Source organism: Streptomyces sp. NBC_01520, assembly GCF_045040375.1.
Classification (GTDB): domain Bacteria; phylum Actinomycetota; class Actinomycetes; order Streptomycetales; family Streptomycetaceae; genus Streptomyces.
This window is the reverse complement of sequence record NZ_CP109404.1, coordinates 5,245,074-5,271,494: the sequence shown is the minus strand read 5'-3', so window position 1 is coordinate 5,271,494 and position 26,421 is coordinate 5,245,074. Positions and strand designations below refer to the sequence as shown.

General features: G+C 71.2%; 27 protein-coding genes and 1 pseudogene. 13 read left to right on the top strand and 15 right to left on the bottom strand.

Features of this window, described 5'->3' with window-relative positions; all coding sequences use genetic code 11:
• Positions 1 to 109 precede the first annotated feature (109 nt).
• Positions 110 to 754, bottom strand: coding sequence for a DUF6758 family protein (locus OG524_RS24140; RefSeq protein WP_405811665.1), 645 nt, complete (start codon positions 752 to 754; stop codon positions 110 to 112).
• A gap of 78 nt (positions 755 to 832) precedes the next feature.
• Positions 833 to 1,417: a suppressor of fused domain protein gene (locus OG524_RS24135; RefSeq protein ID WP_405388771.1), complete on the bottom strand. Its 585-nt coding sequence runs from the start codon at positions 1,415 to 1,417 to the stop codon at positions 833 to 835.
• Positions 1,418 to 1,824: 407 nt separating this feature from the next.
• Between OG524_RS24135 and OG524_RS24130 the strand changes: the two genes are divergently transcribed.
• Together OG524_RS24130 and OG524_RS24125 are read left to right on the top strand one after the other, a co-directional pair.
• Complete coding sequence (locus OG524_RS24130; protein WP_405388772.1) at positions 1,825 to 2,940, top strand: magnesium and cobalt transport protein CorA; 1,116 nt, start codon at positions 1,825 to 1,827, stop codon at positions 2,938 to 2,940.
• A 12-nt stretch (positions 2,941 to 2,952) separates the two neighbouring features.
• A complete protein-coding gene (locus OG524_RS24125) occupies positions 2,953 to 3,471 on the top strand; it encodes a hypothetical protein (protein ID WP_405811664.1) in 519 nt (172 codons plus the stop codon).
• Positions 3,472 to 3,484: 13 nt separating this feature from the next.
• Here the strand turns inward: OG524_RS24125 and OG524_RS24120 are convergent, their stop codons facing one another.
• A complete protein-coding gene (locus tag OG524_RS24120) occupies positions 3,485 to 4,264 on the bottom strand; it encodes a hypothetical protein (protein WP_405388774.1) in 780 nt (259 codons plus the stop codon).
• Between the two features lie 173 nt (positions 4,265 to 4,437).
• On the opposite strand from OG524_RS24120, the gene OG524_RS24115 reads away from it, so the two are divergent.
• From OG524_RS24115 to OG524_RS24105, 3 genes are read left to right on the top strand one after another with little or no spacing between them, the layout of a single operon-like run.
• The gene (locus OG524_RS24115) at positions 4,438 to 5,712 is read left to right on the top strand and encodes a magnesium transporter MgtE N-terminal domain-containing protein (protein ID WP_405388775.1); all 1,275 of its coding nucleotides are present in this window, start codon (positions 4,438 to 4,440) and stop codon (positions 5,710 to 5,712) included.
• Complete coding sequence (locus OG524_RS24110; protein ID WP_405388776.1) at positions 5,702 to 6,262, top strand: DUF1003 domain-containing protein; 561 nt, start codon at positions 5,702 to 5,704, stop codon at positions 6,260 to 6,262. The genes OG524_RS24115 and OG524_RS24110 overlap by 11 nt, the downstream gene beginning before the upstream one ends.
• Before the next feature lie 43 nt (positions 6,263 to 6,305).
• Complete coding sequence (locus OG524_RS24105) at positions 6,306 to 7,439, top strand: Mrp/NBP35 family ATP-binding protein (RefSeq protein WP_384496652.1); 1,134 nt, start codon at positions 6,306 to 6,308, stop codon at positions 7,437 to 7,439.
• A gap of 54 nt (positions 7,440 to 7,493) precedes the next feature.
• On the opposite strand, the gene OG524_RS24100 is transcribed toward OG524_RS24105, so the two are convergent.
• From OG524_RS24100 to sigE, 5 genes are all read right to left on the bottom strand, one after another.
• Positions 7,494 to 8,156, bottom strand: coding sequence for a hypothetical protein (locus tag OG524_RS24100; protein ID WP_405388778.1), 663 nt, complete (start codon positions 8,154 to 8,156; stop codon positions 7,494 to 7,496).
• A 124-nt stretch (positions 8,157 to 8,280) separates the two neighbouring features.
• Complete coding sequence (locus OG524_RS24095; protein WP_405388779.1) at positions 8,281 to 8,733, bottom strand: sec-independent translocase; 453 nt, start codon at positions 8,731 to 8,733, stop codon at positions 8,281 to 8,283.
• A 120-nt stretch (positions 8,734 to 8,853) separates the two neighbouring features.
• On the bottom strand, positions 8,854 to 10,665 hold the full coding sequence (locus tag OG524_RS24090; protein ID WP_405811663.1) for a trypsin-like peptidase domain-containing protein: 1,812 nt from the start codon (positions 10,663 to 10,665) through the stop codon (positions 8,854 to 8,856).
• 90 nt (positions 10,666 to 10,755) lie between these two features.
• Positions 10,756 to 11,721: an anti-sigma factor family protein gene (locus OG524_RS24085; protein WP_405811662.1), complete on the bottom strand. Its 966-nt coding sequence runs from the start codon at positions 11,719 to 11,721 to the stop codon at positions 10,756 to 10,758.
• Positions 11,718 to 12,479, bottom strand: a complete 762-nt coding sequence (sigE, locus tag OG524_RS24080) for an RNA polymerase sigma factor SigE (protein WP_405393110.1) — start codon at positions 12,477 to 12,479, stop codon at positions 11,718 to 11,720. The genes OG524_RS24085 and sigE overlap by 4 nt, the downstream gene beginning before the upstream one ends.
• Before the next feature lie 177 nt (positions 12,480 to 12,656).
• Here sigE and OG524_RS24075 point away from each other — a divergent pair, with 177 nt between their 5' ends.
• Positions 12,657 to 13,322: an O-methyltransferase gene (locus OG524_RS24075; protein WP_056793956.1), complete on the top strand. Its 666-nt coding sequence runs from the start codon at positions 12,657 to 12,659 to the stop codon at positions 13,320 to 13,322.
• A gap of 78 nt (positions 13,323 to 13,400) precedes the next feature.
• Here the strand turns inward: OG524_RS24075 and OG524_RS24070 are convergent, their stop codons facing one another.
• On the bottom strand, positions 13,401 to 13,568 hold the full coding sequence (locus tag OG524_RS24070) for a DUF3117 domain-containing protein (protein WP_003966491.1): 168 nt from the start codon (positions 13,566 to 13,568) through the stop codon (positions 13,401 to 13,403).
• Positions 13,569 to 13,882: 314 nt separating this feature from the next.
• On the opposite strand from OG524_RS24070, the gene OG524_RS24065 reads away from it, so the two are divergent.
• On the top strand, positions 13,883 to 14,692 hold the full coding sequence (locus OG524_RS24065; RefSeq protein WP_405388782.1) for an enoyl-CoA hydratase/isomerase family protein: 810 nt from the start codon (positions 13,883 to 13,885) through the stop codon (positions 14,690 to 14,692).
• A gap of 18 nt (positions 14,693 to 14,710) precedes the next feature.
• On the opposite strand, the gene OG524_RS24060 is transcribed toward OG524_RS24065, so the two are convergent.
• Both OG524_RS24060 and OG524_RS24055 read right to left on the bottom strand, forming a co-directional pair.
• Positions 14,711 to 15,289, bottom strand: a complete 579-nt coding sequence (locus OG524_RS24060) for a DNA-3-methyladenine glycosylase I (protein ID WP_405811661.1) — start codon at positions 15,287 to 15,289, stop codon at positions 14,711 to 14,713.
• Entirely contained in the window at positions 15,286 to 15,678 is a 393-nt protein-coding gene (locus tag OG524_RS24055) for a DivIVA domain-containing protein (RefSeq protein ID WP_405388784.1), read from the bottom strand. The genes OG524_RS24060 and OG524_RS24055 overlap by 4 nt, the downstream gene beginning before the upstream one ends.
• A gap of 92 nt (positions 15,679 to 15,770) precedes the next feature.
• On the opposite strand from OG524_RS24055, the gene folP reads away from it, so the two are divergent.
• Complete coding sequence (folP, locus tag OG524_RS24050) at positions 15,771 to 16,643, top strand: dihydropteroate synthase (protein ID WP_405388785.1); 873 nt, start codon at positions 15,771 to 15,773, stop codon at positions 16,641 to 16,643.
• 204 nt (positions 16,644 to 16,847) lie between these two features.
• Here folP and OG524_RS24045 read toward each other — a convergent pair whose 3' ends face one another.
• Together OG524_RS24045 and dapE are read right to left on the bottom strand one after the other, a co-directional pair.
• Positions 16,848 to 17,633: a TIGR00730 family Rossman fold protein gene (locus OG524_RS24045; RefSeq protein WP_405388786.1), complete on the bottom strand. Its 786-nt coding sequence runs from the start codon at positions 17,631 to 17,633 to the stop codon at positions 16,848 to 16,850.
• An 85-nt stretch (positions 17,634 to 17,718) separates the two neighbouring features.
• Positions 17,719 to 18,798 (bottom strand): succinyl-diaminopimelate desuccinylase, encoded by a 1,080-nt coding sequence (gene dapE / locus OG524_RS24040; RefSeq protein ID WP_405388787.1) that lies wholly within the window; start codon positions 18,796 to 18,798, stop codon positions 17,719 to 17,721.
• 61 nt (positions 18,799 to 18,859) lie between these two features.
• On the opposite strand from dapE, the gene OG524_RS24035 reads away from it, so the two are divergent.
• Both OG524_RS24035 and OG524_RS24030 read left to right on the top strand, forming a co-directional pair.
• Positions 18,860 to 19,765 (top strand): hypothetical protein, encoded by a 906-nt coding sequence (locus OG524_RS24035; RefSeq protein ID WP_405388788.1) that lies wholly within the window; start codon positions 18,860 to 18,862, stop codon positions 19,763 to 19,765.
• A gap of 318 nt (positions 19,766 to 20,083) precedes the next feature.
• The gene (locus tag OG524_RS24030) at positions 20,084 to 20,440 is read left to right on the top strand and encodes an ATP-binding protein (protein WP_405388789.1); all 357 of its coding nucleotides are present in this window, start codon (positions 20,084 to 20,086) and stop codon (positions 20,438 to 20,440) included.
• Between the two features lie 101 nt (positions 20,441 to 20,541).
• Here OG524_RS24030 and dapC read toward each other — a convergent pair whose 3' ends face one another.
• Complete coding sequence (dapC, locus tag OG524_RS24025) at positions 20,542 to 21,645, bottom strand: succinyldiaminopimelate transaminase (RefSeq protein ID WP_405388790.1); 1,104 nt, start codon at positions 21,643 to 21,645, stop codon at positions 20,542 to 20,544.
• A gap of 256 nt (positions 21,646 to 21,901) precedes the next feature.
• Positions 21,902 to 22,222 carry a ferredoxin gene (fdxA, locus tag OG524_RS24020; RefSeq protein WP_014154250.1) on the bottom strand — a complete coding sequence of 107 codons (321 nt, stop codon included), beginning with the start codon at positions 22,220 to 22,222 and terminating at the stop codon, positions 21,902 to 21,904.
• Between the two features lie 117 nt (positions 22,223 to 22,339).
• On the opposite strand from fdxA, the gene OG524_RS24015 reads away from it, so the two are divergent.
• The 3 genes and pseudogenes from OG524_RS24015 (at position 22,340) to OG524_RS24005 (ending at position 26,286) form a co-directional block, all read left to right on the top strand.
• Positions 22,340 to 23,347: a GNAT family N-acetyltransferase gene (locus tag OG524_RS24015; protein WP_405811660.1), complete on the top strand. Its 1,008-nt coding sequence runs from the start codon at positions 22,340 to 22,342 to the stop codon at positions 23,345 to 23,347.
• A gap of 31 nt (positions 23,348 to 23,378) precedes the next feature.
• A complete protein-coding gene (locus tag OG524_RS24010; protein WP_405388792.1) occupies positions 23,379 to 24,233 on the top strand; it encodes a transglutaminase-like domain-containing protein in 855 nt (284 codons plus the stop codon).
• 242 nt (positions 24,234 to 24,475) lie between these two features.
• Positions 24,476 to 26,286, top strand: a pseudogene (locus OG524_RS24005) (coagulation factor 5/8 type domain-containing protein).
• Positions 26,287 to 26,421: the final 135 nt, after the last annotated feature.

The window sequence follows — 26,421 nt, the reverse complement described above, 5'->3', positions numbered from 1 at the left end:
CTCCAGTGCTGGGGACGGAAAGGGGACGCTCCAGGATAACCGGCGGCCACCATGCCCCGGCCCTCTTCGCCCGATCCCCGGGCCGTCGTCGCCCCGGCGGGTCGCCCGGTCAGGGCGTCGTGAGCAGCCGGGGGGTGAGCGCCCCGCACGGCAGGAGGTCCACCTCTCCGCCGGCGTCACGCAGATCGGTCAGCACCAGTTCGTCGTACATCAGGAGTCCGGCCTGCTCGGGCCAGACGATCGCCCAGAGCCACAGGCCGCGCGCCTCGCCCGCGAAGACCGCCCGGTCGTCCGGGGCGTCCTTGACGTGCCAGAGGGGGGTGGGGCGTCCGGCGGCGAGCACCTTGGCGTCCGGTGCCCCGTCGGCGCACAGTCCGGAGCCGGGGTCGGGGCCGTCGATGCCGGCGTAGCGGGCACCGAGCCCCACGCCTAGCTCCTCGGCGACGAGCAGCAGCTCGCCCATGCCTCCGAGGGGTCCGGGCCCGGAGCAGGCCACGGCCGTCGCCCGGCCGCCGCTGCGGTCGTCGCCCGCGTACGCCGCGCCCGTGAACAACCAGCCCACCGGGAGCGGCCAGGGCATCCACACCGGCACCCTCGCCCGGTGCACGACCACACCGAGCGCCTCGACGCTGGGCGGGATCACCGGCTGCATCGGGTGCACCTGGCCGTGCGCTGAACACTGCCAGGCGTCGGCGAAAAGACCGGGCGCCCTGACCCGGCCACCGCACATCGGGCAACTGGGTTCGCCCCTCATACCCCCCAACGGTCCTCTTCGGGCGTCGTGCCGTCAAGGACGATCACCCGTCCGCAGCGCGGCGCCCCGCGGGCCGGCTCAGTCGAGGGCGACGGAGGCGCGCAGCGGGTCCCGCAGATCCGTGCCCTGCGACAGCCAGCGCTCCTGGAGTTCCTGGGCTCCCCTGACCCGCTTCCAGGCGGCCTCGTTGTGCGTCATCGGCAGGAGCGGCAGGAAGTGGACCGGATCCATCGGGGCGTCCAGCTCCAGGTCCTCGACGAGACCGCCCGGCTCGGCGACCAGGACGGAGCTGAAGGGCGCCCCGGACCAGAGCGGCGTACCGAGGTCCAGCGACGCCCCCGGGGCCACGATCAGCCCTTCGACCTGCGGGGACGCGGCCAGTACGGCGAGGGGCCTGAGCACCTCGTCGGTGGCGGCGAGCCCCGCCCGTACGGACAGGACGAGCTCCGCGCGCGGGCCCTTCACAGGGTCGGCCAGCGGTGAGGTGGGGTCGGCCATCGGCTGGGCGGACATGCCCAGCGTGGCGTAGCGCACCACGTCGCCGTCGATGAAGCGGAGCACCTCGATCCGGTCCGTGCCGAGGAACGTCACATCGGCGCGCGCGTCCGGTTCCCCCAGGGCCGTGCGGAGCCGGGCCTCGACCAGATCAAGAATTTCTCCCATGCCGCGAGCATAGAACGCGTCTCCAACGGGCAAAGGAAGGGATTGACCCCGAGTCGGCTGATAGCCTGGGCCGCCGGTCGGGACAGCACGCCAAGCGTCGCTCTCAGTCCCGACAACACGTGATCCCCCACGGGGGACCGGCCGGAGGAGGTGGGGCTGCGGTGGATCCAAGTCGACCGTGCAGTACCAACCGCCCTTCCGCGCGACACCGTCCTTCCGTGATCTGACGCCCTCCCAGGACGTGTTCGCGGCAGTTCGCGCACCGGAAGAGCCCCTCGTTTTTGCCTGTCTGTAGCGAACGCCGTCATCGCGCCCGCGCGGTGCCGCCCGCTTTGCGGACGTGAGCGCACGTCCCCATTCCGGGCTGTTCCACGCCCCGCCGACGGCCCTCCGTGAAGGAGTCAGCCTTGTCGATGATCCGCGACCTGCGCGCCGCCGTGCGCCCGTCCCTGCGCAAGAGCAACACCCCGTACAACAGCTACGACACCACCCGTGACCCGACCGTCTCCAGCGCGGTCGTCGACTGTGCGGTCTACCGGGACGGGAGCCGTCTCGCGGCCGACGCCTGCCAGACCCCGCACGAGGCGATGCTGCGCGTGCGGGAGGGCGGCGGCTTCGCCTGGATCGGCCTGCACGAGCCGACCGAGGAGGAATTCGCCGGTATCGCAAGGGAGTTCGGCCTCCACCCGCTCGCCGTGGAGGACGCCGTCCACGCCCACCAGCGGCCCAAGCTGGAGCGGTACGACGACACGCTGTTCACCGTCTTCAAGACGATCCACTACGTCGAGCACGCCGAGCTGACCGCGACCAGCGAGGTGGTGGAGACGGGTGAGGTGATGTGCTTCACCGGACGGGACTTCGTCATCACCGTCCGGCACGGCGGGCAGGGCTCGCTCCGTGCCCTGCGCCACCGGCTCCAGGACGACCCGGAGCTGCTCGCCAAGGGCCCCTCGGCCGTGCTGCACTCGATCGCCGACCATGTCGTGGACGGCTACATCGCGGTGGCGGCCTCCGTGCAGGACGACATCGACGAGGTGGAGATCGATGTGTTCTCCACCCCGGCGAAGGGCAGTCCGCGCGGTTCGGACGCGGGGCGGATCTACCAGCTGAAGCGCGAGGTGCTGGAGTTCAAGCGCGCCGTCTCGCCACTGCTGCGGCCGATGCAGCTGCTGAGCGAGCGCCCCATGCGGCTGATCGATCCCGACATCCAGAAGTACTTCCGCGATGTGGCCGACCACCTGGCCCGGGTGCACGAAGAGGTCATCGGCTTCGACGAGTTGCTGAACTCGATCCTCCAGGCCAACCTGGCGCAGGCCACCGTCACGCAGAACGAGGACATGCGCAAGATCACGTCCTGGGCGGCCATCATCGCCGTACCGACGATGATCTGCGGCGTCTACGGCATGAACTTCGACCACATGCCGGAACTGCGGTGGACCTACGGCTATCCGATGGTGCTGGCCGTCATCGGCGTCGTCTGTTTCTCCATCCACCGCACCCTCAAGCGCAACGGCTGGCTCTAATAGAGTGCGGGCATGACTGCTGCTGACGTGTTGCTGGGCCGGGCTCTCGTCGAGGAGGCCACCAGGAAGTCCGGCCTGATCTGGGTGCGGGGTTCCGGCTCGGCCCGGGCCCTGTGGCACGTGTGGCACGAGGGTGCGGCCCTGCTCGTCGGCGACGGTCCCGGGGAGCAGCCGCTGTCCGCCGGACTGGACGCGGGCGGCTACGCGGAGGTGACGGTGCGCAGCAAAGACAAGGGCGGCAGGCTCGTCGCCTGGACCGCCGCCGTGGCCGTCCTGGAGCCGCATTCCGAGGAGTGGGAGGCCGCCGTCTCCGAACTCAAGGGCAAGCGGCTGAACGCGCCGGACGCCGAGCGGATGACGGAGCGCTGGGCGCGTGAGTGCCGGGTCGTCCGGCTGACGCCCGGCGCGTCCCGTACGGATCTGCCGGAGACCTCGCTGGCCGCGGCGCCGCTGCCCACGGGGGCGACCACGCGCCGCCCCGCACCGGCCGCGCTCCCCCGGCTGCTGCTGAAGCGCCGGAAGAAGAAGTGACGGACGCCTTCCGTCAGCCGGAGGACTTGGGCAGCTGCCCGCCGTAGTCGACGGTGTCGTCCTCGGCCGGCGGCTCCAGCGCGAAGGCCTGGCCCCAGTCGGCGAGGGTGACGGTGCCGCCTCCCCCGCCGCGGGCCACCCGCAGGGGATACGGCGTGCCCTTCAGGGAGACGTCGAGTGCGCCGCCCTCACCCTTTCCGCCCATGATCTGCACGGTGCGGATCCCGCCGATCGTGCTCCGGTCACCCTTGTTGATCTTGCCGTGCAGGGTGAGCATCCCGTCGAGCAGCGTCTTCTTCTCGGTGAAGCCGCGCAGTTGCTTGTAGGTGGGGTCGTCCTCGGGGACCTTCACGTACTTGCCCTTGAGCTTGTCGGCGGCAGCCTTGTCGCTCGCGTCGTCGCCGTCGGCCGTGTCGTCGGTGTCGTCCGTGGCATGGTTCCAGAAGCCCGCGTCGGCCTTGAGGAAGAGCTCGTCACCGATCCGCAGCAGCGCGAACGTGCTCTGCTTCGAGGTGACCGATCCGGTGCCTCCATCGGCGCTGAGCTGCATGTTCAGCGTGTACGTGCCGCCCTTGCTGACCAGTTTGCCCGTCAGCCGCACCGCGTCGGAGGCGTCCGCGGCGGCTCGTGCCCTCTTGTCGATCTGCGCCGCGGTCAGCTTGCCGACGCCGTTGGTCCCCTTGTCCGGGTCCTCCTCGGCGCAGGCCGTGAGCGCGGCGGTCAGCCCCGCACAGAGCACAACGGCAAGAGCGGTCCGGCGACGGGTGCGGACGGCCGGGGCGGAAGAGGTCACGGGCGCACTGCCTCTCGTCTGTGTGTCGGGGGGTGGCAGACGGCAGCGTACCCGTGCCGCGTACGCCTTTCGGCAGAGCACCGTACGGACGGTCCGCCGGGGCGGTACGGAGCGGTACGGGCTAGCCTGATCTCGGCAAAGGAGGACGTCGGGGACACAGGGAGGCGCACGGAATGGCGGCAGGCGCACCCAGAGTCTTCGTCTCGCACCTGTCCGGGGTACCGGTGTTCGACCCCAACGGTGACCAGGTGGGCCGGGTCCGCGACTTCGTGGCGATGCTCCGGGTCGGCGGCAAGCCGCCGAGGCTGCTCGGCATGGTCGTCGAGGTGGTCAGCCGGCGGCGGATCTTCCTGCCGATGATCCGGGTGACCGGGGTCGAGTCGGGCCAGGTGATCACGACCGGGGTCGTCAACATGCGACGCTTCGAGCAGCGCCCGACCGAGCGACTCGTCCTCGGCGAGATCCTTGACCGGCGGGTGCGCCTCGTGGGGACCGACGAGGAGGTCACCGTCCTCGATGTGGCCATCCAGCAGCTCCCGGCCCGCCGGGACTGGGAGATCGACAAGTTCTTCGTACGCAAGGGGCGGGGCGGCGCGCTGCGGCGCAAGGGCGAGACGTTGACGGTGGAGTGGTCGGCGGTCAGCGGCTTCTCCCTGGAGGAGCACGGGCAGGGTGCCGAGAGCCTGGTCGCCACCTTCGAGCGGCTGCGCCCCACGGACGTCGCGAACGCCCTGCACCACCTGTCGCCCAAGCGCCGGGCCGAGGTGGCCGCCGCGCTGGACGACGACCGGCTCGCGGACGTCCTGGAGGAGCTCCCCGAGGACGACCAGGTGGAGATCATCGGCAAGCTCCAGGAGGACCGTGCGGCTGACGTCCTGGAGGCGATGGACCCCGACGACGCGGCCGACCTGCTGTCGGAGCTGCCGGAGGCGGACAAGGAGCGGCTGCTGGCTCTGATGAGGCCCGACGACGCCGCCGACGTACGGCGCCTGATGTCGTACGAGGAGCGGACCGCGGGCGGGCTGATGACGACCGAGCCGATCATCCTGCGGCCGGACGCGACGGTCGCCGACGCGCTGGCCCGGGTCCGCCAGCAGGACCTCTCGCCCGCGCTGGCCGCCCAGGTGTACGTCTGCCGGTCGCCCGACGAGACGCCGACCGGCAAGTACCTGGGCACCGTGCACTTCCAGCGCCTGCTGCGCGATCCCCCGTTCACCCTGGTCAGCTCGCTCGTCGACAGCGATCTCGTACCGCTGACCCCGGACACCCCGCTGCCCGCCGTGACCAGTTTTCTGGCCGCGTACAACATGGTCTCGGTGCCGGTGGTCGACGAGAGCGGCTCGCTGCTCGGCGCGGTGACCGTCGACGACGTGCTGGACCACCTGCTCCCCGAGGACTGGCGCGAGACCGACTTCCAGGGCGAGGAGGGGATCGCCGATGACCGCTGAGGACCGTTCGAAAGCGGCGTCGACCGGCGCCTCCGGCATCGTGCGCCCCCCTCGGCCGCGGCTCGACCAGCCGAAGGCCCCGCGGCGCCGGCTGCTGCCCGAGTACGACCCCGAGGCGTTCGGCCGGTTCTCCGAGCGGATCGCCCGGTTCCTGGGCACGGGACGGTTCATCGTCTGGATGACGCTGATCATCATCCTGTGGGTGGTGTGGAACATCTTCGCGCCGGAGGAACTGCGGTTCGACCAGTACCCCTTCATCTTCCTGACGCTGATGCTGTCCCTCCAGGCGTCGTACGCGGCCCCGCTGATCCTGCTCGCGCAGAACCGCCAGGACGACCGCGACCGGGTCACCCACGAGCAGGACCGCAAGCAGAACGAGCGCTCGATCGCGGACACCGAGTACCTCACCCGGGAGATCGCCGCCCTGCGGATGGGCCTCGGCGAGGTCGCCACCCGGGACTGGATCCGCTCCGAGCTGGAGGCCATGGTCAAGGACATGGAGGAGCGCCGGGTGCTCTTCCAGGTCGAGAGTGACGAAGGCGACCGCTGAGGGGCTACCCGCGCGTACGCACCGGAGCCGTACCATCGTCGGTATGGCTACGGAAGACGCGGTGCGTGAAGCACTGGCGACAGTGAACGACCCGGAGATCCACCGCCCGATCACCGAGCTGGGCATGGTGAAATCGGTCGAGATCGATCCTGACGGTGTAGTCGCTGTCACCGTGTACCTCACGGTTTCCGGCTGCCCCATGCGCGAGACGATCACCAAGAACGTGACCGACGCGGTGGCCCGTGTCGAGGGCGTCTCCCGGGTCGAGGTCACCCTCGACGTGATGAGCGACGAGCAGCGCAAGGAGCTCGCCTCCTCGCTCCGCGGCGGTACGGCGGAGCGCGAGGTGCCGTTCGCCAAACCCGGCTCGCTGACCCGGGTCTACGCGGTCGCGTCCGGCAAGGGCGGCGTCGGCAAGTCCTCGGTGACGGTGAACCTCGCGGCGGCGATGGCGGCCGACGGGCTCAAGGTCGGTGTCGTGGACGCGGACATCTACGGGCACAGCGTGCCCCGGATGCTCGGGGCGGACGGCAAGCCCACCCAGGTCGAGAACATGATCATGCCGCCGTCCGCGCACGGCGTGAAGGTGATCTCCATCGGTATGTTCACCCCGGGCAACGCCCCGGTGGTGTGGCGCGGGCCGATGCTGCACCGCGCGCTGCAGCAGTTCCTCGCCGATGTGTACTGGGGCGACCTGGACGTCCTGCTGCTCGACCTGCCGCCGGGCACGGGCGACATCGCGATCTCCGTGGCGCAGCTCGTACCGAACGCCGAGATCCTGGTGGTCACGACTCCCCAGCAGGCCGCGGCCGAGGTGGCCGAGCGGGCCGGTTCCATCGCCGTGCAGACCCACCAGAAGATCGTCGGTGTCGTCGAGAACATGTCGGGCATGCCGTGCCCGCACTGCGACGAGATGGTCGACGTGTTCGGCTCGGGCGGCGGACAGCGGGTCGCCGACGGCCTGACGAAGACGGTCGGCGCCGAGGTGCCGGTCCTGGGCACCATCCCGATCGACCTCCGGCTGCGCGAGGGCGGCGACGAGGGCAAGCCCGTCGTCCTGTCCGACCCGGACTCCCCGGCCGGCGCGGCCCTGCGGTCCATCGCGGAGAAGCTGGGCGGCCGTCAGCGCGGCCTGTCCGGCATGTCGTTGGGGCTCACCCCGCGCAACAAGTTCTGAAGTCCTGTACGGAAGGGGCGGCCTCCGCGGAGGCCGCCCCTTCCGTACACGCGCTCAGGCCTCGTACGTCCTGATGTCGCCGATCACCGCGAAGCCCAGCCCGTAGGCGCTCATCCCGCGCCCGTACGCGCCGATGTGCACGCCGTCCGGCGCGGACCCGGCGAGGACCCAGCCGAACTCGGACTCGCTGTAGTGGAATTCCACCGGCACGCCGTCCACCGGGAGCGACAGTGTCGACCAGGGAGCCTGTCCCAGGTCGTCGGCCAGCTCGAACGCTGTCTCCGTCTGCTGGTTCAGCCATTCACCACGCAGCGTGTGGTCCATCTGCGGGGGCCAGGTGTACGCCAGCAGACCGGAGCCCGCCAGCCAGGCCGCCGAGGAGACCGTGGTGGCGTCCAGGACGCCCGTACCGTCGCCGGTGTGGCGTACCGGGCTGCTGCCCACCGTCACGACCACCGCGAAGCGCGCCTTCTCCGCTCCCGCGTCGATCCGCACCACGGGCTCCTCACCGTGTCCGGTGGAACCGTGCTGCACCGTGCCGTCCGCGGCGGCGGCGACCTGCATCAGCCAGCGCGGGCCCGTGAAAGCCTCGTCCAGCCCGTACCAGGGGAACGGCGCCTTGAGATAGCCGTCGACAGTACGCCGGGCCGTCGGCACCCCCTCTGCGGTGCCCTTGCCGGGCGCACCGTCCGCCCCTACCCGACTCGTCGTCTCCATCTGCCCGGCCGCCTCCTCGATCCTTCGGATCCGGCGCGGCCCTCCCCCCTCGGGCATGGGCAACCTCGCAACCGGACAGATGGAGAATAGCCATACCGTCCGGACGAGTCGGGATTGACGGGTCTCAGGTGGCGTCTGCGTCGAAGGGCGGGCGCTCGTCCTTCGTGGGCTGAGCGGGCTTCTTGAGAAGGTCGGGCGTACCGGCCGCGGCCGGTGCGGCGGCGGCCGTGCCGATGGAGGGCGCGACCTCGCGGCCGTTCACCGCGTCGGTGACCTCGGCCATCTCCTTGCGCAGGTCGAAGCTCTCGCGGATCTCCTTGAGCCCCAGGTCGTCGTTGCCGTCCATGAGCTGCTTGCGGACGAACGTCTTGGGGTTGAGGTCCTCGAACTCGAAGTCCTTGAACTGCGGGCCGAGCTCCGAACGGATGTCGTCCTTGGCACTGTCCGAGAACTCACGGATCTTCCGGATGGTGCGCGTGACGTCCTGGATGACCTTCGGCAGCTTCTCGGGGCCGAATACGAGCACGGCGAGAACCACGAGCGTCACCAGCTCGAGTGCGCCTATGTCATTGAACACCTTGCTGCTCCTCGTGTTCTCTGCGTGGTCTCCGCGGTTCTTCGCCACCTGGGCCGCCGGGGGCCGGACCGGCTCCACGGTACCCGTCGAAGCTGTCCGGGCGGTACCTGCCGGTTACGGTCAGGTGCCGCTCGACGAGCCCAGGGTCAATGCCACGGACAGGTCCTTGCCGTCGCGCGTCAGCCCGAGGTCGAGCCGGTCTCCCGGCCGGTGGGCACGGATCTTGACGATCAGCTCCTCGCCGCTGTGCACCCGCTGGCCGTCCACCTCGGTGATGATGTCGCCCGCCTCGATGCCCGCCTCGTCCGCCGGACCGTCCGCGGTGACCGCCGACCCGCCGTCGGCTCCCTTGCCGCCGACCTTGGCCCCGTCGCCGGTGTACTGCATGTCGAGTGTGACGCCGATCACCGGGTGGGTGGCCTTACCGGTGTTGATCAGCTCCTCGGCGACCCGCTTGCCCTGGTTGATCGGTATCGCGAAGCCCAGTCCGATGGAACCGGACTGTCCGCCGTCCGGGCCGGAGCCGCTGTCGGCGGCCCGGATGGCGCTGTTGATGCCGATGACCCGGGCGTCGGCGTCGACCAGCGGGCCGCCGGAGTTGCCCGGGTTGATCGGGGCGTCGGTCTGCAGGGCGTCGACGTAGCTGACGTCGGTGCCGTCGCCCTTCTCACCGCCCGCGGTGATGGGGCGCTGCTTGGCGCTGATGATGCCGGAGGTGACCGTGTTGGACAGGTCGAACGGGGCGCCGATGGCCACCACCGGGTCGCCGACCTGCACGTTGTCGGAATTGCCGAGCGCCAGGGGCTTGAGGCCCGAGACGCCGGTGACCTTGACGACCGCCAGGTCGTAGCCGCTGTCCTGGCCGACGATCTCGGCCGGCGCGGTCTCGCCGCCGCTGAAGGTGACGGTGATGTCGCCGGTGGAGCCCGCAGGGGCAACCACGTGGTTGTTGGTGAGGATGTGGCCCTTGTCGTCGAGGACGAAGCCGGTGCCCGTGCCGGACTCGGCCGAGCCGCTGACGTGCAGTGTGACGACGCTGGGCAGGGCGCTGGAGGCGATTCCCGCGACGCTGTCGGGAGCGCGGCCGCCGCTGTCCCGGCCGGCCTGGGGCAGCTCGACCGTGGTCAGGCCGCCGTGGCGCTCGACGTAGGCGCCGATGCCGCCGCCGATGCCTCCCGCGACGAGGGCGAGCAGCGCCGCGCCGACGAGAACGGATCCCCGGCGGCCCTTGCGGCGCGGCCCGGCGTCGGGCCCGAGGGCGGGGCCGGGGTGGCTCAGGGGCTGCTGGGGCGCGCCCCACGGGTCGTAGCGCAGCCACTGCGAGGTCTGCTGCGGACCGGGGGGCGTCCCCGGCTGCGGGGACGCGCCGTGCTGGTGGAGCACCAGGTGCGGCTGCGCCGGGGGCGCGTAGGTGTCGGCTGGTGCGGGGGCCTGGGCGGGTGCGGGGGCCTGGGCGGGCGGCTGGACGGCCGTCCCGTGGATGTTCGTCCCGCGGCCGTTCGTGCCGTCGTAGGGCGGGGGTACGGGGGTGCCGTGGGCCGGGGTCGGCTGGGGGCGCTGGACGGGCGGTGCGGGCGCCCACGGCCCCGGGCCGCCGTAGGGCGGGGTGCTGTACTCGTCGGGCGCGTGCATCGGCCGCATCCCAGGTCCGGGCGTGAAGGGCTCACCCGCCGGGGCCGGTACGGCCTCACCGGCGGCCGGTACAGGCACGGCCTCCGCTCGGGCAGGCGTGAACGGCTCGGCCGCCGGGGCCGGTACGGCTTCGCCGACGGGCGCTCCGGGCTCCGCCGTCGGCGTACCGTCGTGGAACGCGGTGTCCTCGGCCCCGTCCGTGGCGGGCGTCGCACCCTCCGGCCCCGCGGAGCCGGTACGTCCCGTCGAGGGACGGCTCCACCACTTCGCCTTCGGCCCGCTGGGCTTCCCGTCGTCCATGCTCTCCCCGCAACTGGCCTTTGCACGCCCCCACAGAGGCGTCCCTCCCGGAATTCAACCAGGTTTGCGAATCCCTGCGCAGAGTCCCGGTCAGCGCAGTGGGGAAAGAGGCATCGCGCGGTCGCGCAGCGCCGGCGGGGTGGACGCCGTCGCCGACGGCTCGGCCTGCTTCGGCTTCTCCCCACCCCCGAGCGCGGCCGTCAGCAGCGGACCCGCGTCGGTCGGACGTATCAGGGGCGGAACGGACACGTTCAGCACCGGGAACGCGAACGTGTGCCCGGTGAGTGCCGTGGTGCTGATCAGCGAGGGCGCGGCAGCGAGGACCGGCTGCGCGGACGAGGACGGTGCCGCGAACGGTGCCGCGGACGGTGCGCCGGGGCGTTCTCCGACGGCGAGGGCCCCGCCGCCGCCACGGCTGGCCGCGGCGCTCGCGGTCCGCGCCTCGGTGTCGGGCGGTGTCCCGCTGCTGCCGGCGCCCTCGGCGCTGAGCGGCGCGTCGGGACCGTACTGCAGGGGCAGGGCGCCGCCGAGGGCGATGGCCGCCAGCGAGACGGCACTGGCCGCGGCGAACGCGAAGCGCCGGGCACGCCAGGGCGACCGGTCGGCCTCACGGCCCACGGCATGGATGCGGAAGGCGGACGACGGGCCGCCCGGCAGCACTGCGGTCGACCCGTGCGCGGTGGACAGGTAGCCGAAGCCGTCGAGCGGCGAGGGTCCGGTGCCCGGTTCCGTGCCGTGGCCGGGGGGGGTCAGGTCGGGGAAGAGTCCTTCCCCGAAGCGACGGCCGCCGCCGAAGGGTCCGCCCGAGCTGTCGCCGTCCCCCCCGGGAAGGCCCTGCAGGCGGGCCAGGAATCCCTCGGAGGGTGACGGAGGTGTGGCGGTCGCGAAGGCGCTCTTCAGGCGCCGCTGGGCATCGGCCTCGGCCTTGCACCTGGAACAGGTCGCCAGGTGGGCGAGGACCCGCTCCCGGGCGTCGTGTTTGAGCTCACCGTCGACGAGCGCGGCGAGACGGTCCCCCAGGTGCTGTTCCGCGGGGGTCGGACCTGTGCCACTCACGCCGTTCCGCCCTCCCCTGCCAGGACCGCGTCCGCCAGGGAACGCTGCTCGGCGCGGGCCTCGGGCGAGCGGTGCTGCAGGGCCTTGCGCAGGTGCGAGCGGCCGCGGTGGATGCGGCTGCGCACGGTGCCGAGTTTCACGCCGAGCGTGGCGGCGATCTCCTCGTACGAGAGGCCCTCGATGTCGCAGAGCACGACGGCGGCACGGAATTCGGGCGCGAGGGTGTCCAGCGCCTGCTGCACGTCCGCGTCGAAGTGTGTGTCGTTGAAGGCCTGCTGCGGGGACGGCTCACGGCTCGGGAGCCGCTCTGCGGCGTCGTCGCCGAGGGAGTCGAAACGGATCCGCTGCTTGCGGCGGACCATGTCCAGGAAGAGATTCGTCGTGATCCTGTGCAGCCAGCCCTCGAAAGTGCCGGGTGTGTAGGTCGACAGCGACCGGAAGACACGCACGAAGACTTCCTGCGTGAGGTCCTCGGCGTCGTGCTGATTACCCGTCAGCCGGTAGGCAAGGCGGTACACGCGACCGCTGTGCGTGCTGACGATCTCTTCCCATGAGGGCGGGGTCCACGCCTGAGAATCCGCATCTGAGGCGAAGGTCGCGGTCGGTGCGGAATCGTCGGAAGAACGGTCAGCGATGTTGGTCACGGATTTCGGCTCACCCGCCGACCTGAGAAAGCGCCGCAGCACTCCTCCCCGATCCACAGGCGCAGCCGCACCTCCCCTATCGGCTCTGGTGGTGTCCAGCGGAGCCCCTACCATAGCCACCTCGCCCGTTAGCTCCGGATAAGCCTTTTCCCTGCTGGTGCCCGGGTGTCCCCAGGAGCAAGGGGCACATTCCGGGCCCGGTGAGAGGGCCCGATCCATGTGTTTTCCCCTGCCCCCTCCTAACGCCCGGTCCCATCTGCGGGTTCCCGGGTTCAGCGGATACAGTCACCGTTGCGCCAACTACGGGGACAGGAGAGGGTCATTACCGCCAACCGGCAGACGAGCTGGGCGTTCGCCGACGCCTTTGTCGCCGAGGAAGAAGCTCTGCTCTGGGCCCGGGACCGGGCCCACGAGACGGGGCTCCGCTCGGTGTCACCAGGCACCGGCGCCGCGCTGCGCCTGCTCGCTGCCACCGCGGACGCCAAAGCGGTGGCCGAGATCGGCACCGGCACCGGCGTGTCCGGCATCTATCTGCTGCAGGGAATGCGCCCGGACGGCGTACTGACCACCGTCGACCCCGAACCGGAGCGCCAGCAGTTCGCCCGTGAGGCGTTCCGCGCGGCGGGCTTCGCGACGAACAGGTCGCGGTTCATCCCCGGGCGCGCCCTCGACGTACTGCCGCGGCTCGCGGACGGCGGATACGACCTCGTCTTCTGCGACGGCGACCGGCTCGAGAGCATGGACTGCCTCGCCGAATCGTTGCGCCTGCTGCGGCCCGGCGGCCTCGTCTGCTTCGAGGGCGTCTTCGCGGACGGCCGCACGATCGACTCCGCGGCCCAGCCGGCCGAGGTGCTGCGGCTGCGTGAACTGCTCCGGGCCGTGCGCGAGAGCCAGGAACTCATGGCGACGCTGCTGCCGGTGGGCGACGGGCTGCTGTGCGCGGTGCGGCGCGGCTGACCCTCCGGTCCCTGACGCACGACTGCCCCGGCACGGAATCCGTGCCGGGGCAGTCGTGAAGTGTGGGCGCCTTCCGCCTCAGCCGACGACCTTCTTCAGCGCGTCGCCGAGTGCATCGGCCTCGTCCGGAGTCAGCTCGACGACAAGCCGACCGCCGCCTTCGAGCGGAACGCGCATGACGATGCCCCGCCCCTCCTTTGTCACCTCGAGCGGGCCGTCGCCCGTCCGCGGCTTCATGGCCGCCATGCTCGTTCCCCTTCCTGAAACCAGCTCATCGCAACCGGCGGCCCCATGACAGGCGCTGCCTCACCGGCGTCGAACACAATGCTTCCTTCGCATTATCCCGCATCGGAGACCCTGATGACCAACATCGGTCGGCATCGCTTACGCAACGCGCTCTCTCAAAACCACCCAATTCGGCGATCCGGCTGCGATACTGCGCCGCCATCGGCCCTCAGCCGAGAGCCAATTGTTAGACGCAGGTCACATATCCGGGCCGCCCGAAGTCGGCCATGCTTGCCTGGACAGGCACAATGCCGGAGCCGTAAGGAGACCCTGCGATGGCCGACACGGCCGACACCGTGCTCACGGACGTGAGCGACGGGCTCGCGACGATCACGATCAACCGCCCCGACGCGATGAACGCCATGAACACCGCGGCCAAGGTCGCGCTCCGTGACGCGCTGCTGGCCGTCGCGGACGACACCGCCGTACGGGCGGTTCTGCTCACCGCGACCGGGCGCGCCTTCTGCGTGGGCCAGGACCTCAAGGAGCACGTCGCCAAGCTCGCCGAGGCCCGCGAGGCGGACGGCGGCAACGCGCTGAGCACCGTGCGGGAGCACTACAACCCGATCGTGCGGGCGATCACCGGGATGGAGAAGCCCGTGGTCGCCGGGGTCAACGGGGTCGCCGCGGGGGCGGGCTTCGGCTTCGCGCTCGCCGCCGACTACCGGGTGGTCGCCGATACGGCCGCCTTCAACACGTCCTTCGCGGGCGTGGCGCTGACCGCCGACTCGGGCGTCTCCTGGACGCTGCCCCGGCTGATCGGTGCGAGCCGCGCCGCCGACCTGCTGTTCTTCCCGCGTTCGATCTCCGCGCAGGAGGCGTACGAGCTGGGTATCGCGAACAAGGTGGTGCCCGCGGCCGACCTGGCGAAGGAGGCCCTCACGGTGGCCCGCACCCTGGCGGACGGCCCGACGGTGGCGTACGCGGCGCTGAAGGCGTCCGTGGCGTACGGCGCGGGGCACACGCTCGCCGAGTCGCTGGAGAAGGAGGACGAACTCCAGACGAGGGCGGGCGCGTCGCAGGACCACACGATCGCGGTCGAGGCGTTCCTCGCGAAGCAGAGGCCGAAGTACCTGGGCCGCTGAGGGGTCCCGTCGGGGCCGCTAGCGGCCCCGGGCCACGCAGTCGGCCAGATGGTCGTCGACCAGCCCGCAGGCCTGCATCAGGGCGTAGGCGGTCGTGGGGCCGACGAAGCGGATCGACCGCTTCTTGAGGTCCTTGGCCAGCGCCGTGGACTCCGGGGTGACGGCCGGTACGTCAGCGGTGGTGCGCGGGGCGGGACGGGCGGCCGGATCGGGGGCGTACGACCAGACGAGTGCGTCCAGATCCCCCGGGGCCCAGCCGGCCAGCACCTCGGCGTTGGCCAGCGTCGCGTCGATCTTCGCGCGGTTGCGGATGATTCCGGCGTCGGCGAGGAGGCGTTCCTTGTCGGCATCGGTGAACTCCGCGACGGCGGAGATGCTGAACCCGGCGAAAGCTCTGCGAAAGCCTTCACGGCGGCGCAGGATCGTCAGCCACGAGAGGCCGGACTGGAACGCCTCCAGGCAGAGCCGCTCGAAGAGGGCGTCGTCGCCATGGACGGGCTTGCCCCACTCGGTGTCGTGATAGACGAGGTAGTCCTCGGTGGACAGGCCCCACGGGCAGCGCAGATCACCGTCCTCGGCGGGTTCGGCGCCGCTCACCGCGCGTCCTCGCCCGGCGTCCGGCCGTTCTTCCCGGTCAGCGGCTCTCCCGGCCGCTTGAACAGGTCGGGGCCGGTCACCGTGGCCGCCTGGGCACCGGCGAGCGCGGACTCCAGCTCGGCGATACGGGCGTCCCGCTCGGCGAGCTCGGCGCCGAGGCGGCCCAGCGCCTCGTCCACGTCCGTCATGCGGTAGCCCCGCAGGGCCATGGGCAGCCGGAGGGCCTCGACGTCGGCGCGGCCGACAGGGCGGTTCGTCGGCAGCGGGTCGGTGAGCCGCTCGGGCTCCACGTCCTGCAGCACCGCACTTCCGCCTCCGCCTACCACCGCCATCGTGACCGCGGCCACCACCACGGCCATCGTGAGCAGCAAGAACCAGAACACGTGCATCTCCCCGGGAGCGGAAACCTGTCCGGGTCAGATCGTGCCATGCGCCACCGACAGTTAGGGTCGCAGGCGACCTACCGAGGAGGAACACAGGGATGCGAAGCGATGCGCTCAGACTGGGGCGGCGGGAATTCGGACCGCACGAACCGGTGATCATGGCGATCGTGAACCGGACCCCCGATTCCTTCTACGACCAGGGGGCGACGTTCCGTGACGAACCCGCGCTCGCCCGGGTCGAACAGGCCGTGGCGGAGGGCGCCGCGATCATCGACATCGGCGGGGTGAAGGCCGGCCCCGGCGAGGAGGTGACGGCCGCGGAGGAGGCGCGCCGCACGGTCGGCTTCGTCGCGGAGGTGCGCCGGCGTCACCCGGACGTGGTGATCAGTGTGGACACCTGGCGGCACGACGTGGGTGAGGCCGTCTGCGAGGCCGGGGCGGACGTGCTGAACGACGCGTGGGGCGGCGTCGACCCGAAGCTCGCGGAGGTCGCCGCACGGCACGGGGCGGGGCTCGTGTGCACGCACGCGGGCGGCGCGGAGCCGCGCACCCGGCCGCACCGGATCGCGTACGACGACGTGATGGCGGACATCCTGCGGGTGACGGTCGGCCTCGCCGAGCGGGCCGTGGAGCTCGGGGTCCGGCCGGACGGGATCATGATCGACCCGGGTCACGACTTCGGGAAGAACACCCGGCACTCGCTGGAGGCGACGCGCAGGCTCGGCGAGATGGCGGACACGGGGTGGCCGGTGCTGGTCTCGCTGTCCAACAAGGACTTCGTCGGGGAGACGCTCGACAAGCCGGTCAAGGAACGGGTGCTGGGCACGCTCGCGACGACGGCGGTGTCGGCGTGGCTGGGGGCGCGGGTGTACCGGGTGCACGAGGTGGCGGAGACGCGGCAGGTTCTGGACATGGTGGCGTCCATCGCGGGCCACCGTGCGCCCGCTGTGGCCCGGCGGGGGTTGGCGTAGGGCCCCACCGCCGGGTCGGCGAGAAGCCGTGCGCGTACTTCACGGGCGTCGTTTTGCGGACGAAGAGGAGGCGTTCAGGCCGGATCGTCCCGGCGCGGCATTCCCGGCCGGTCGGGGTTCGGCAGCTCCGCCCCGGGCCCCGCTCCTCAATCGCCGGAGGGGCTTCAAGTGGCCGAAGGCCCCTGAAGAGCGGGGCGTCGGGTGCTACCGCCCGACCTCCTTCGTCACCAGCCGGACCGCCTCGTCGACGTCGTCCGTGACGTGGAACAGCATCAGGTCCCGCTCGGACGCCTTGCCCTGGGCCACCACCGTGTCCCGCAGCCAGTCGACCAGGCCGCTCCAGTACGCCGTACCGAACAGCACGATCGGGAAGCGTGTCACCTTGCCGGTCTGTACCAGCGTCAGCGCCTCGAAGAGCTCGTCCAGCGTGCCCAGACCGCCAGGCAGGACGACGAAGCCCTGGGCGTACTTCACGAACATCGTCTTGCGGACGAAGAAGTAGCGGAAGTTGACGCCGATGTCGACATGTGGATTCAGTCCGGACTCGAACGGCAGCTCGATGCCGAGGCCGACGGAGACGCCCTTCGCCTCCCGGGCCCCCTTGTTCGCCGCCTCCATCGCCCCCGGGCCACCGCCCGTGATGACCGCGAACCCCGCCTCGACCAGCGCCCGGCCGATCTGCACGCCCGCCTCGTAGTCCGGCCCTCCGGCCGGCGTGCGGGCCGATCCGAAGACGCTGATGGCGCTCGGCAGCTCCGCGAGCGCGCCGAAGCCCTCCACGAACTCCGACTGGATGCGCATCACCCGCCAGGGGTCGGTGTGCACCCACTCGGAATCGCCCTCGGAGTCCAGCAGCCGCTGGTCGGTCGTGCCCGGCTGCACCTGGTCCCTGCGCCGCAGCACCGGGCCCAGTCGCTGTTCCTCCGGCCTCACCGCGCCCTCAGGAACCTGCGCGCCCTCGGGGATCCGTGCGTCCTCCGGGTTGCCCATGACCTGCTCCCTCCGCCGACATGCGTTGTACGTGTCTCGCTTCAGCGTAGATCGGTGGAGGTTACGCGCAGGGGAATGCCGTGAGTCAGCTGGTGAGCCAGGAGCGGAGCCGCTCCTCGCAGTGCGTGATCCGGTCGACCGCCACGTGCTCGTCCCGCTTGTGTGCGAACAGCGCGTCCCCGGGCCCGTAATTCACCGCGGGGATGCCGAGGGCGCCGAAGCGGGACACGTCCGTCCAGCCGAACTTGGGCTGGGCGGTGCCGCCGACCGCCTCCATGAACGCCTTGGCCGCCGGGTGCGAGAGGCCGGGCATCGCCGCTCCGGAGTGGTCGTCGATCGTGAAGCCGGTGACGCCGCAGTCCGCGAAGACCTCACGGACGTGCGCCTCGGCCTCCTGGGCCGTGCGGTCGGGGGCGTACCGGTAGTTGACCACCACCGTGCAGGCGTCCGGGATGACGTTGGTGGCGACGCCGCCCTCGATGCGTACGGCGTTGAGCCCCTCGTGGTATTCGAGCCCGTCGATGACCGGCAGGCGCGGTTCGTACGCCGCGAGCCTGGCCAGCACGGGGGCGGCGGCGTGGATCGCGTTGGATCCCATCCAGCTGCGTGCGGAGTGCGCCCGCTCGCCGTCCAGCCGCAGGTGGACCCGGAGCGTGCCCTGGCAGCCGCCCTCGACCTGGGCGTCGGAGGGTTCCAGGAGCACCGCGAAGTCCCCGTCCAGCCAGTCGGGGTGCGCCTCGGCCACCTTCCCGAGTCCGTTGAGGTGGGCGGCGACCTCCTCGTTGTCGTAGAAGAGGAACGTGAGGTCGCGGTTGGGCTCCGGCACCGTCGCCGCGATCCGCAGCTGGACGGCGACGCCCGACTTCATGTCGGTGGTTCCGCATCCCCAGAGCACGCCGTTCGCGTCGAGACGGGACGGAACGTTGTCCGCGATCGGCACGGTGTCGATGTGGCCGGCGAGCACGACGCGCTCGGCGCGGCCCAGCCGCGTCCTGGCCACGATGTTGTTGCCGTACCGCTCCACGGTCAGGTGCGCCAGCGGGCGCAGGGCCGCCTCGATCGCGTCGGCGAGGTCCTTCTCCTGCCCGCTGACCGACGGAAGGTCGACGAGCCGAGCCGTGAGTTCCGGTCCGTCCAGAGCGAGGTCAAGCGTGTGTCCGTCCATGGTCACGACCCTAAGGGACTTCCGTCTCGGCCCCGCTCGTACCCTCCAGTACGGTGGCCCCGTGCCCCGGACCGCCTCGCCCTCCCGTCGCAGCCGCTCCTTCCGTTTCGCGGCCGCCTTCGTCGTGCTCGTCGCCCTGGCCGGTTATGTGGCCGTGCAGTACGTCTCCGGCTACAAGGGGGCGCCGCGCTGCACGGTGCGCGCCGCCGACGGGGGCCGCACGTACGCGATGAGCCCCGAGATGGCCGCTAACGCCGCGACGATCTCGGCCGTGGGCACCACCCGCGGGATGCCGGAGCGCGCGGTGACGATCGCGCTGGCGACCGCGCTGCAGGAGTCCGCGCTGCGCAACATCGACCACGGCGACCGGGACTCGCTCGGACTCTTCCAGCAGCGCCCCTCGCAGGGCTGGGGGACGGCGGAGCAGATCCTGGATCCGGTCTACGCCTCCGGGGAGTTCTACGAGCACCTGGCCGAGGTGCCGGGCTACTCGCGGCTGCCGCTCACCGAGGCGGCGCAGCGGGTCCAGAAGAGCGGGTTTCCGCAGGCGTACGCCAAGCACGAGCCGGATGCGGCGCTGCTGTCCGCCGCCCTGACCGGCCGGGCGCCCGCATCGCTGACCTGCTCGCTGCCGGCGGGGACCGGGACCGCATCGGGCCCGGGGGACGCGGCCGAGGTCCGGGCCGATCTGGTGCGCGCCTTCGGGAAGGACGTCCTGCCGGCCACCAGGTCGTCGGGCTCCTCCGCCGCGGGCACCGTGACGGTACCCGTGGGGCCGGCCACGGAGGCCGACGACGATGCGGCCCGGCGCGGCTGGGAGTTCGCCCACTGGGCGGTCGCCCGGGCCGACACCCTGAGGATCGACGAGGTGTCGTACGCCGGACAGATCTGGACCGCCGACACGGGCTGGCGGACGGAACGCGAGGAATCGGGCACGACGACCGTCAGAATGCGGCTCGCTCAGTAGTACGGACAGTCATCCGTACGGGCCGTCCGGCCGTTCCCCGATCCCCACCCGTCCCGCCGCTTCCGCGGCTCCGCCGGGATGCCCTGATTTCCTTGCGGGCAAAGGAGATGACGGTCCATCAGGTGGTCGTCAAGAGCTGCGCCCATCCGGGTTCCCCCGTTGCGGATTATCTGACGCATTACCCAGTCTTTACCTCGGTGCCCCGCAACCTTCCCCGCCCTCGGACCGGTTGTTCAGTGCGTCCGATCACCGGGCAGGCAGGTTCCACCTCTGCCGAGACCTGTTGAAGACCCGTTGAAGACCCGTCGAAGGAGCATCATGTCCCTCCCCCTGACCCGTCGGATCGCCCGTGCCGCGCTGCTGATCGCCGCAGGTGCGGCACCCGTGGTCGGCGCGGCCGGAGTCGCAGGTGCCGCGGGGCTCCCGCAGACCCCGGCCCTCGGCGGCCTGACCTCGCTCGACGGCGCCGGCACCACGCTCGACGGCGCCGCGAAGCAGGGTGCGAAGGCCGCGAACGAGACCGGCGGCAAGGTCGTCGGCACCACCCTCCCGGTCGCCGGTGAGACCGTCGAGAAGGCGGGCACCGTCGCGGACGGCGAGCTGGCGACCGACACCCTGTCGACCGGCGGCCTGCCCACCGAGGGCCTCCCCACCGGCGGCCTGCCGATCGGCTGACCCACCGGCACACACGCGAAGGGGCCTCGGGAGTGCGCACTCCCGAGGCCCCTCGGCGTATCACCCAGGGCCGGAACAGCCGCTCGGGCGTATCCCCAGGGCTAGGACAGCCGCTTGACCGCCGCGTCCACCCGCTCGTCCGTCGCCGTCAGCGCCACCCGTACGAAGTGGTCGCCGGCCGGGCCGTAGAAGTCGCCCGGCGCCACCAGGATGCCGAGCTCCGCCAGCGCTGCCACGGTCTCCCAGCAGGGTTCGTCGCGGGTGGCCCACAGGTAGAGGCTGGCCTCGCTGTGCTCGATCCGGAAGCCGTGGGCCTCCAGCGCGGCCCGCAGGGCCGTGCGACGCCGGGCGTAGCGCGCCCGCTGCTCGGACACGTGCGTGTCGTCGCCCAGTGCCGCGACCGTCGCCGCCTGGACCGGCGCCGGGGTCATCATCCCGCCGTGCTTGCGGATCAGGAGCAGTTCGCCGAGCACGGCGGCGTCGCCCGCGACGAAGGCCGCCCGGTAGCCGGCGAGGTTGGAGCGCTTGGAGAGCGAGTGGACGGCGACGACGCCCTCGTACGTACCGCCGCAGACGTCCGGGTGGAGCACGGAGACCGGTTCGGCCTCCCAGCCGAGCTCCAGGTAGCACTCGTCGCTGAAGACGAGAACGTCGTGCGCGCGTGCCCAGGCGACGATCCGGGTCAGCTCGTCCTTGGGCAGGACGCGGCCGGTCGGGTTGGACGGCGAGTTGAGCCAGAGCAGCCTGAGCCCCTCCGGGTCCAGCTCGGTGGGGTCGTCGTAGACGACGGGCTCGGCACCGCAGAGCCGCGCGCCGACCTCGTACGTCGGGTAGGCGAGCCGCGGGTAGGCCACCTTGTCGCCCGCGCCGAGGCCCAGCTGGGTCGGCAGCCAGGCCACCAGTTCCTTGGAGCCGACGACCGGCAGGACGTTCTCGTGGGCCACGCCGACCGCGCCGAGCCTGCGTTCCACCCAGCCGGTCAGCGCGTCGCGCAGGGCCCCGGTCCCCCACACCGTCGGGTAGCCGGGGCTGTCGGCGGCGGCGATCAGCGCCCGCTGGATCAGCTCGGGCACCGGGTCGACGGGCGTGCCGACGGACAGGTCCACGATGCCGTCCGGGTGAGCGGCGGCCGTCGATTTGAAGGGCGCGAGCTTGTCCCAGGGGAAGACCGGGAGACGGGAGGAGACGGGGGCTGCTGCGGACACGGAACTCTGCTTTCTCGTACGGGCTGTCGCGTACGGCGTACGGGGCTTTCACACACGTGGACGACGCACCGTCGCGTACGTGGACTCACTCTCGCGTACGTGGACGTTCGCCTTCGCGCACCTGCGCGGCGCACCTTCGCGTACGTGGACGGCGCACCTTCGCGTACCTGCGCACGTGGACGTGGCTGCCGGGAAACACCTCGGTCCCGCACGGTGACGAGCCGTACGGGACCGGGCGGCGCTCTTTGAGCCGCTGCTACTGGTTCTGCGGCGGCAGTGCGGCGATGAACGCGTGGTCGCGCTCGATGAGACCCAGCTTGGAGGCGCCGCCCGGCGAACCGAGGTCGTCGAAGAACTCGACGTTGGCCTTGTAGTAGTCCTTCCACTCCTCCGGGGTGTCGTCCTCGTAGAAGATGGCCTCTACCGGGCAGACCGGTTCACAGGCTCCGCAGTCGACACACTCGTCCGGGTGGATGTACAAGGACCGTGAGCCCTCGTAGATGCAGTCGACGGGGCACTCTTCGATGCAGGCCTTGTCCTTCACGTCGACACAAGGCTGCGCGATGACGTAGGTCACGCTGTCGTTCCTCCTCGGTAGGGCGTTGGCTCTCGCGCGGGAGCGCGGCGTCGTCGATGCCCGCACCTAGTATCTCCGTTCCGGGGCACGATCCGAACAGGAGGGGCATACAGAGCTGTGGAATTCACCATCGGCGGACGACTCGAGGTTCGCATGACACCTGCTGACGTGGGCAAACGCGTATCCGTGCGGCGCGTCGCCGATGCCCCTGGCGAGGGTGCGAAGTTCACCGACACGGTCGGCGTTCTCACATCGTGGGACGACGGCGTGCTGTCGATCACACCGAAGAGCGGGGAAAGCGTCCGCATCGCGGAATCGTCGCTGGTGGCGGGCAAGGTCGTGCCCGCGGCACCGGCCCGCCGCCGTGGCCCCTCCGCCTCCTTCGAGGAACTCACCCGGGTCGCCGCGCGGGCCTGGCAGCCGGTGGAGAGCGAGCCGTTGGGCGACTGGCGGCTGCGCGCCGCCGGCGGCTTCACCCGCCGCGCCAACTCCGTGCTCCCGCTCGGTGATCCGGGGCTGCCGCTCGGCGAGGCCCTGGGGCGCGTCCGGCGGTGGTACGAGGAGCGGGGCCTGCCCGCGTACGTCCAGACCGGCACGGGTGCCGAGGGTGCGCAGGAGCGGCTCTGCGCGGGGCTGGAGGAGCACGGATGGCGGCGCGAGGTGTCGGCCGAGATGCGGATCGGCGCCCTGGCCCCGGTCGGTGACCTGGAGGCGGACGCCTCGGCGGTGCGCCTGTCCCGCTCGACGGACGAGGCCTGGCTCTCCCGGTACCAGCGCTTCGACACCCCCGGCACGCACGTCCTGAAGGTGCTGGGCAGCGGCCCGTCGGTCTGGTTCGCCTCCGTACCCGGCGACGCCGGCGCGGGTGGCGGGGTGCCCGCCGCGATCGGGCGTTGCGTGGTGGACGGGCGGTGGGCGGGGTTCATGGCCGTCGAGGTGGGCGCCGAGTACCGGCGCCGCGGCCTCGCCACGGCCGTGATGACGGCGCTGGCGCGCAAGGCCCTGGACGAGGGGGCGTCGGCCGCCTGGCTCCAGGTGGAGGCGGACAATGAAGGGGCACGTGCGCTGTACGACGGCATGGGCTTCGCCACCCACCACCGGTACCACCACTTCCGGTCCGCGTAGCGGAAACACCAGCAGAGGGTATGTGTCGCAGATGAGCGCTCAGGATTCCGGGACGGCCGGACGCCGGCGGCGGTTCGCAGACGAGGCACGCGCCGAACGGCCTGATCTCGCGCTCCTCTGCCTGCTGGTGGGCGCGGAGGCCGAGGAGGCCGCATCCGCCTCGCCCGCCGACCCGTACGGCATCGACGCGGCGGAGATCGAGCTCGACCGGCTGGCCGGACTCCTCCCGTACGGCACCCGCGGCGCCCGCGCCTGGGCCTCCGCACTCGCGGAACTGCTCGGCGAACGCTGCGGTTTCGCGGGCTCCTCCACCGACTACCAGCGGCTGGACGCCTCTCTGCTCCAGCAGGTCCTGCGGCGCCGCCGCGGGCTGCCGATCCTGCTCTCCGTGGTGTGGATGGAGGTGGCGCGGCGGGCGGGCGCCCCCGTGTACGGGGTGGCTCTGCCCGGTCACTTCGTGGTCGGCTTCGGCGATCCGGCGGAGCGGGTGCTGGCCGACCCGTTCGCCGGGGGTGCGCCGCTGAGCGGCGAGGACGCGGAGCTGATGGTGGTGACGGCGACCGGGGCGCCGCTGGAGCCGTCCATGACCGTGCCCGCCAGGCCGCTGGAGACGGTGCTGCGGATCCTGAACAACATCAGGGCCTGGGCCGCCGCCCGGCCCGAGCGCACGGACGTGGCCCTGTGGGCGCTCGAACTCTCGCTGCTGCTCCCCTCGCACCCGGCCAGGCTCCGCTACGAGCGGGCCCAGCTCCTCGTCCAGCGCGGGGAGTTCCTGCGCGGGGCGGCGGAGATGGAGGAGTACGCGGAGGTCGTCGACGGCATCGAGCCGACGGCTGCCGAGGCCATCCGCCACCGGGCCCAGGCCGCCCGGGCACTGCTCAACTGAGAACGGGACCGCAGCGGTCACCTTGTGAACCAACGAGCCGCCCGAACCGGCCCATAGGGCCCGATCGTCTTGTCCCGGCAGTCGATTGTTGCGCGTATCGGTAAACGGGCGAGGCTCCTGATGCACACCTCTTGACGTGTTCAGGCCCATAGCGGTTACATCTCCGATACGAGAGAGCGCTCTCTCGCACTCTCTCGAAGAGCTCGTCGTGCACCCGTATCGCGACTCAGGAGACGTACTTCATGCAAGCTCCCCCCACGAGCACCGCCCATCCCACCGGTCCCATCGGCACGGCAGCCGCCCCCCACCGGCGCCGTCGCTCCCGCTGCCTCGGCTTCGCCGCGCTCGCCGTTTCGCTGCTCATGGCCGTCCCCACCGCGCAGACAGCGTTCGGCGAGGACGTCCAGGAGATTCCCGGCGGTGGTGATCTCGGTCCCAACGTGCTGGTCTTCGACCCGTCGACGCCCGGCATCCAGGGCAAGGTCGACGAGATCTTCAAGAAGCAGGAGTCGGCCCAGTTCGGGACCGACCGCTACGCCCTCATGTTCAAACCGGGCACCTACAACAACATCAACGCCCAGATCGGCTTCTACACCTCCATCGCCGGACTCGGCCTCAAACCCGACGACACCACCTTCAACGGCGACGTGACCGTCGACGCCGGCTGGTTCAACGGCAACGCCACCCAGAACTTCTGGCGCTCCGCCGAGAACCTCGCCCTCAACCCCGTCAGCGGCACCAACCGCTGGGCCGTCTCCCAGGCCGCCCCCTTCCGCCGCATGCACGTCAAGGGCGGCCTCAACCTCGCCCCCGACGGCTACGGCTGGGCCAGCGGCGGCTACATCGCCGACAGCAAGATCGACGGCCAGGTCGCCCCCTACTCCCAACAACAGTGGTACACCCGCGACAGCACCATCGGCAGCTGGGGCAACGGCGTCTGGAACATGACCTTCTCCGGCGTCGAAGGCGCCCCCGCACAAAGCTTCCCCGAACCCCCTACACCACCCTGCAAACCACCCCCGTCTCCCGCGAGAAGCCCTTCCTCCACCTCGACGGCAACGACTACAAGGTCTTCGTCCCCGCCAAACGCACCAACACCCGCGGCGTCTCCTGGAACGGCACCCCCCAGGGCGAGTCCGTCCCACTCGACCAGTTCTACGTGGTCAAACCCGGCGCCACGGCACAGACCATCAACGCAGCAGTACGCCAGGGCCTGCACCTGCTCTTCACCCCGGGCATCTACCACGTGAACGAGACCATCGAGATCAACCGCGCCGACACGATCGCACTCGGCCTGGGCCTGGCCACGATCATCCCGGACAACGGCGTGACCGCGATCAAGATCGGCGACGTCGACGGCGTCAAGCTCGCCGGACTCCTCATCGACGCGGGCCCGGTCAACTCCGGGACCCTCATCGAGGTCGGCCCCGACGGCGCCCTTGCCGACCACTCGGCCAACCCGACCTCCCTCCAGGACGTGTTCGTCCGCATCGGCGGCGCCGGCCCCGGCAAGGCGACCACCGGCATCGTCGTCAACAGCGACGACACGATCATCGACCACACCTGGCTCTGGCGTGCCGACCACGGCGAAGGAGTCGGCTGGGAAACCAACCGGTCCGACTACGGCCTCCGGGTCAACGGTGACGACGTCCTGGCCACCGGCCTGTTCGTCGAGCACTTCAACAAGTACGACGTCCAGTGGTACGGCGAGAACGGGAAAACGATCTTCTTCCAGAACGAGAAGGCCTACGACGCGCCCAACCAGGCCGCCGTCCAGAACGGCGACATCAAAGGCTACGCCGCCTACAAGGTCGACGACTCCGTCACCACCCACGAGGGCTGGGGCATAGGCAGCTACTGCTACTTCAACGTCGACCCGACGATCCGCCAGCAGCACGGATTCCAGGCCCCGGTGAAACCCGGCGTGAAGTTCCACGACCTGCTCGTCGTGTCACTCGGCGGCCAGGGCCAGTACGAACACGTCATCAACAACACCGGAGCCCCCACCTCCGGTACGTCGACCATCCCGTCCCAGGTGGTCTCCTTCCCCTAGCGCACGAGGGAGCGAAGAAGGGCCCGGTCGCCGTCGCGGCCGGGCTCTTCCGCCTCTGCCCTTCCCTCACCGGCCGTCGTGGGCGACACCCGGGGGCACAACGACGCCGCCCCCGTCCGGAAGTACCGGACAGGG

Excerpts from the sequence above, each read along its gene's own strand:
- OG524_RS24140 (WP_405811665.1), bottom strand. The coding sequence starts at position 754 with ATGAGGGGCGAACCCAGTTGCCCGATGTGCGGTGGCCGGGTCAGGGCG.
- OG524_RS24135 (WP_405388771.1), bottom strand. The coding sequence starts at position 1,417 with ATGGGAGAAATTCTTGATCTGGTCGAGGCCCGGCTCCGCACGGCCCTG.
- OG524_RS24125 (WP_405811664.1), top strand. The coding sequence starts at position 2,953 with ATGACTGCTGCTGACGTGTTGCTGGGCCGGGCTCTCGTCGAGGAGGCC.
- OG524_RS24115 (WP_405388775.1), top strand. The coding sequence starts at position 4,438 with ATGGCGGCAGGCGCACCCAGAGTCTTCGTCTCGCACCTGTCCGGGGTA.
- OG524_RS24110 (WP_405388776.1), top strand. The coding sequence starts at position 5,702 with ATGACCGCTGAGGACCGTTCGAAAGCGGCGTCGACCGGCGCCTCCGGC.
- OG524_RS24105 (WP_384496652.1), top strand. The coding sequence starts at position 6,306 with ATGGCTACGGAAGACGCGGTGCGTGAAGCACTGGCGACAGTGAACGAC.
- OG524_RS24100 (WP_405388778.1), bottom strand. The coding sequence starts at position 8,156 with ATGGAGACGACGAGTCGGGTAGGGGCGGACGGTGCGCCCGGCAAGGGC.
- OG524_RS24090 (WP_405811663.1), bottom strand. The coding sequence starts at position 10,665 with ATGGACGACGGGAAGCCCAGCGGGCCGAAGGCGAAGTGGTGGAGCCGT.
- sigE (WP_405393110.1), bottom strand. The coding sequence starts at position 12,479 with ATGGTAGGGGCTCCGCTGGACACCACCAGAGCCGATAGGGGAGGTGCG.
- OG524_RS24070 (WP_003966491.1), bottom strand. The coding sequence starts at position 13,568 with ATGGCGGCCATGAAGCCGCGGACGGGCGACGGCCCGCTCGAGGTGACA.
- OG524_RS24065 (WP_405388782.1), top strand. The coding sequence starts at position 13,883 with ATGGCCGACACGGCCGACACCGTGCTCACGGACGTGAGCGACGGGCTC.
- OG524_RS24055 (WP_405388784.1), bottom strand. The coding sequence starts at position 15,678 with ATGCACGTGTTCTGGTTCTTGCTGCTCACGATGGCCGTGGTGGTGGCC.
- folP (WP_405388785.1), top strand. The coding sequence starts at position 15,771 with ATGCGAAGCGATGCGCTCAGACTGGGGCGGCGGGAATTCGGACCGCAC.
- OG524_RS24045 (WP_405388786.1), bottom strand. The coding sequence starts at position 17,633 with ATGGGCAACCCGGAGGACGCACGGATCCCCGAGGGCGCGCAGGTTCCT.
- dapE (WP_405388787.1), bottom strand. The coding sequence starts at position 18,798 with ATGGACGGACACACGCTTGACCTCGCTCTGGACGGACCGGAACTCACG.
- OG524_RS24030 (WP_405388789.1), top strand. The coding sequence starts at position 20,084 with ATGTCCCTCCCCCTGACCCGTCGGATCGCCCGTGCCGCGCTGCTGATC.
- OG524_RS24010 (WP_405388792.1), top strand. The coding sequence starts at position 23,379 with ATGAGCGCTCAGGATTCCGGGACGGCCGGACGCCGGCGGCGGTTCGCA.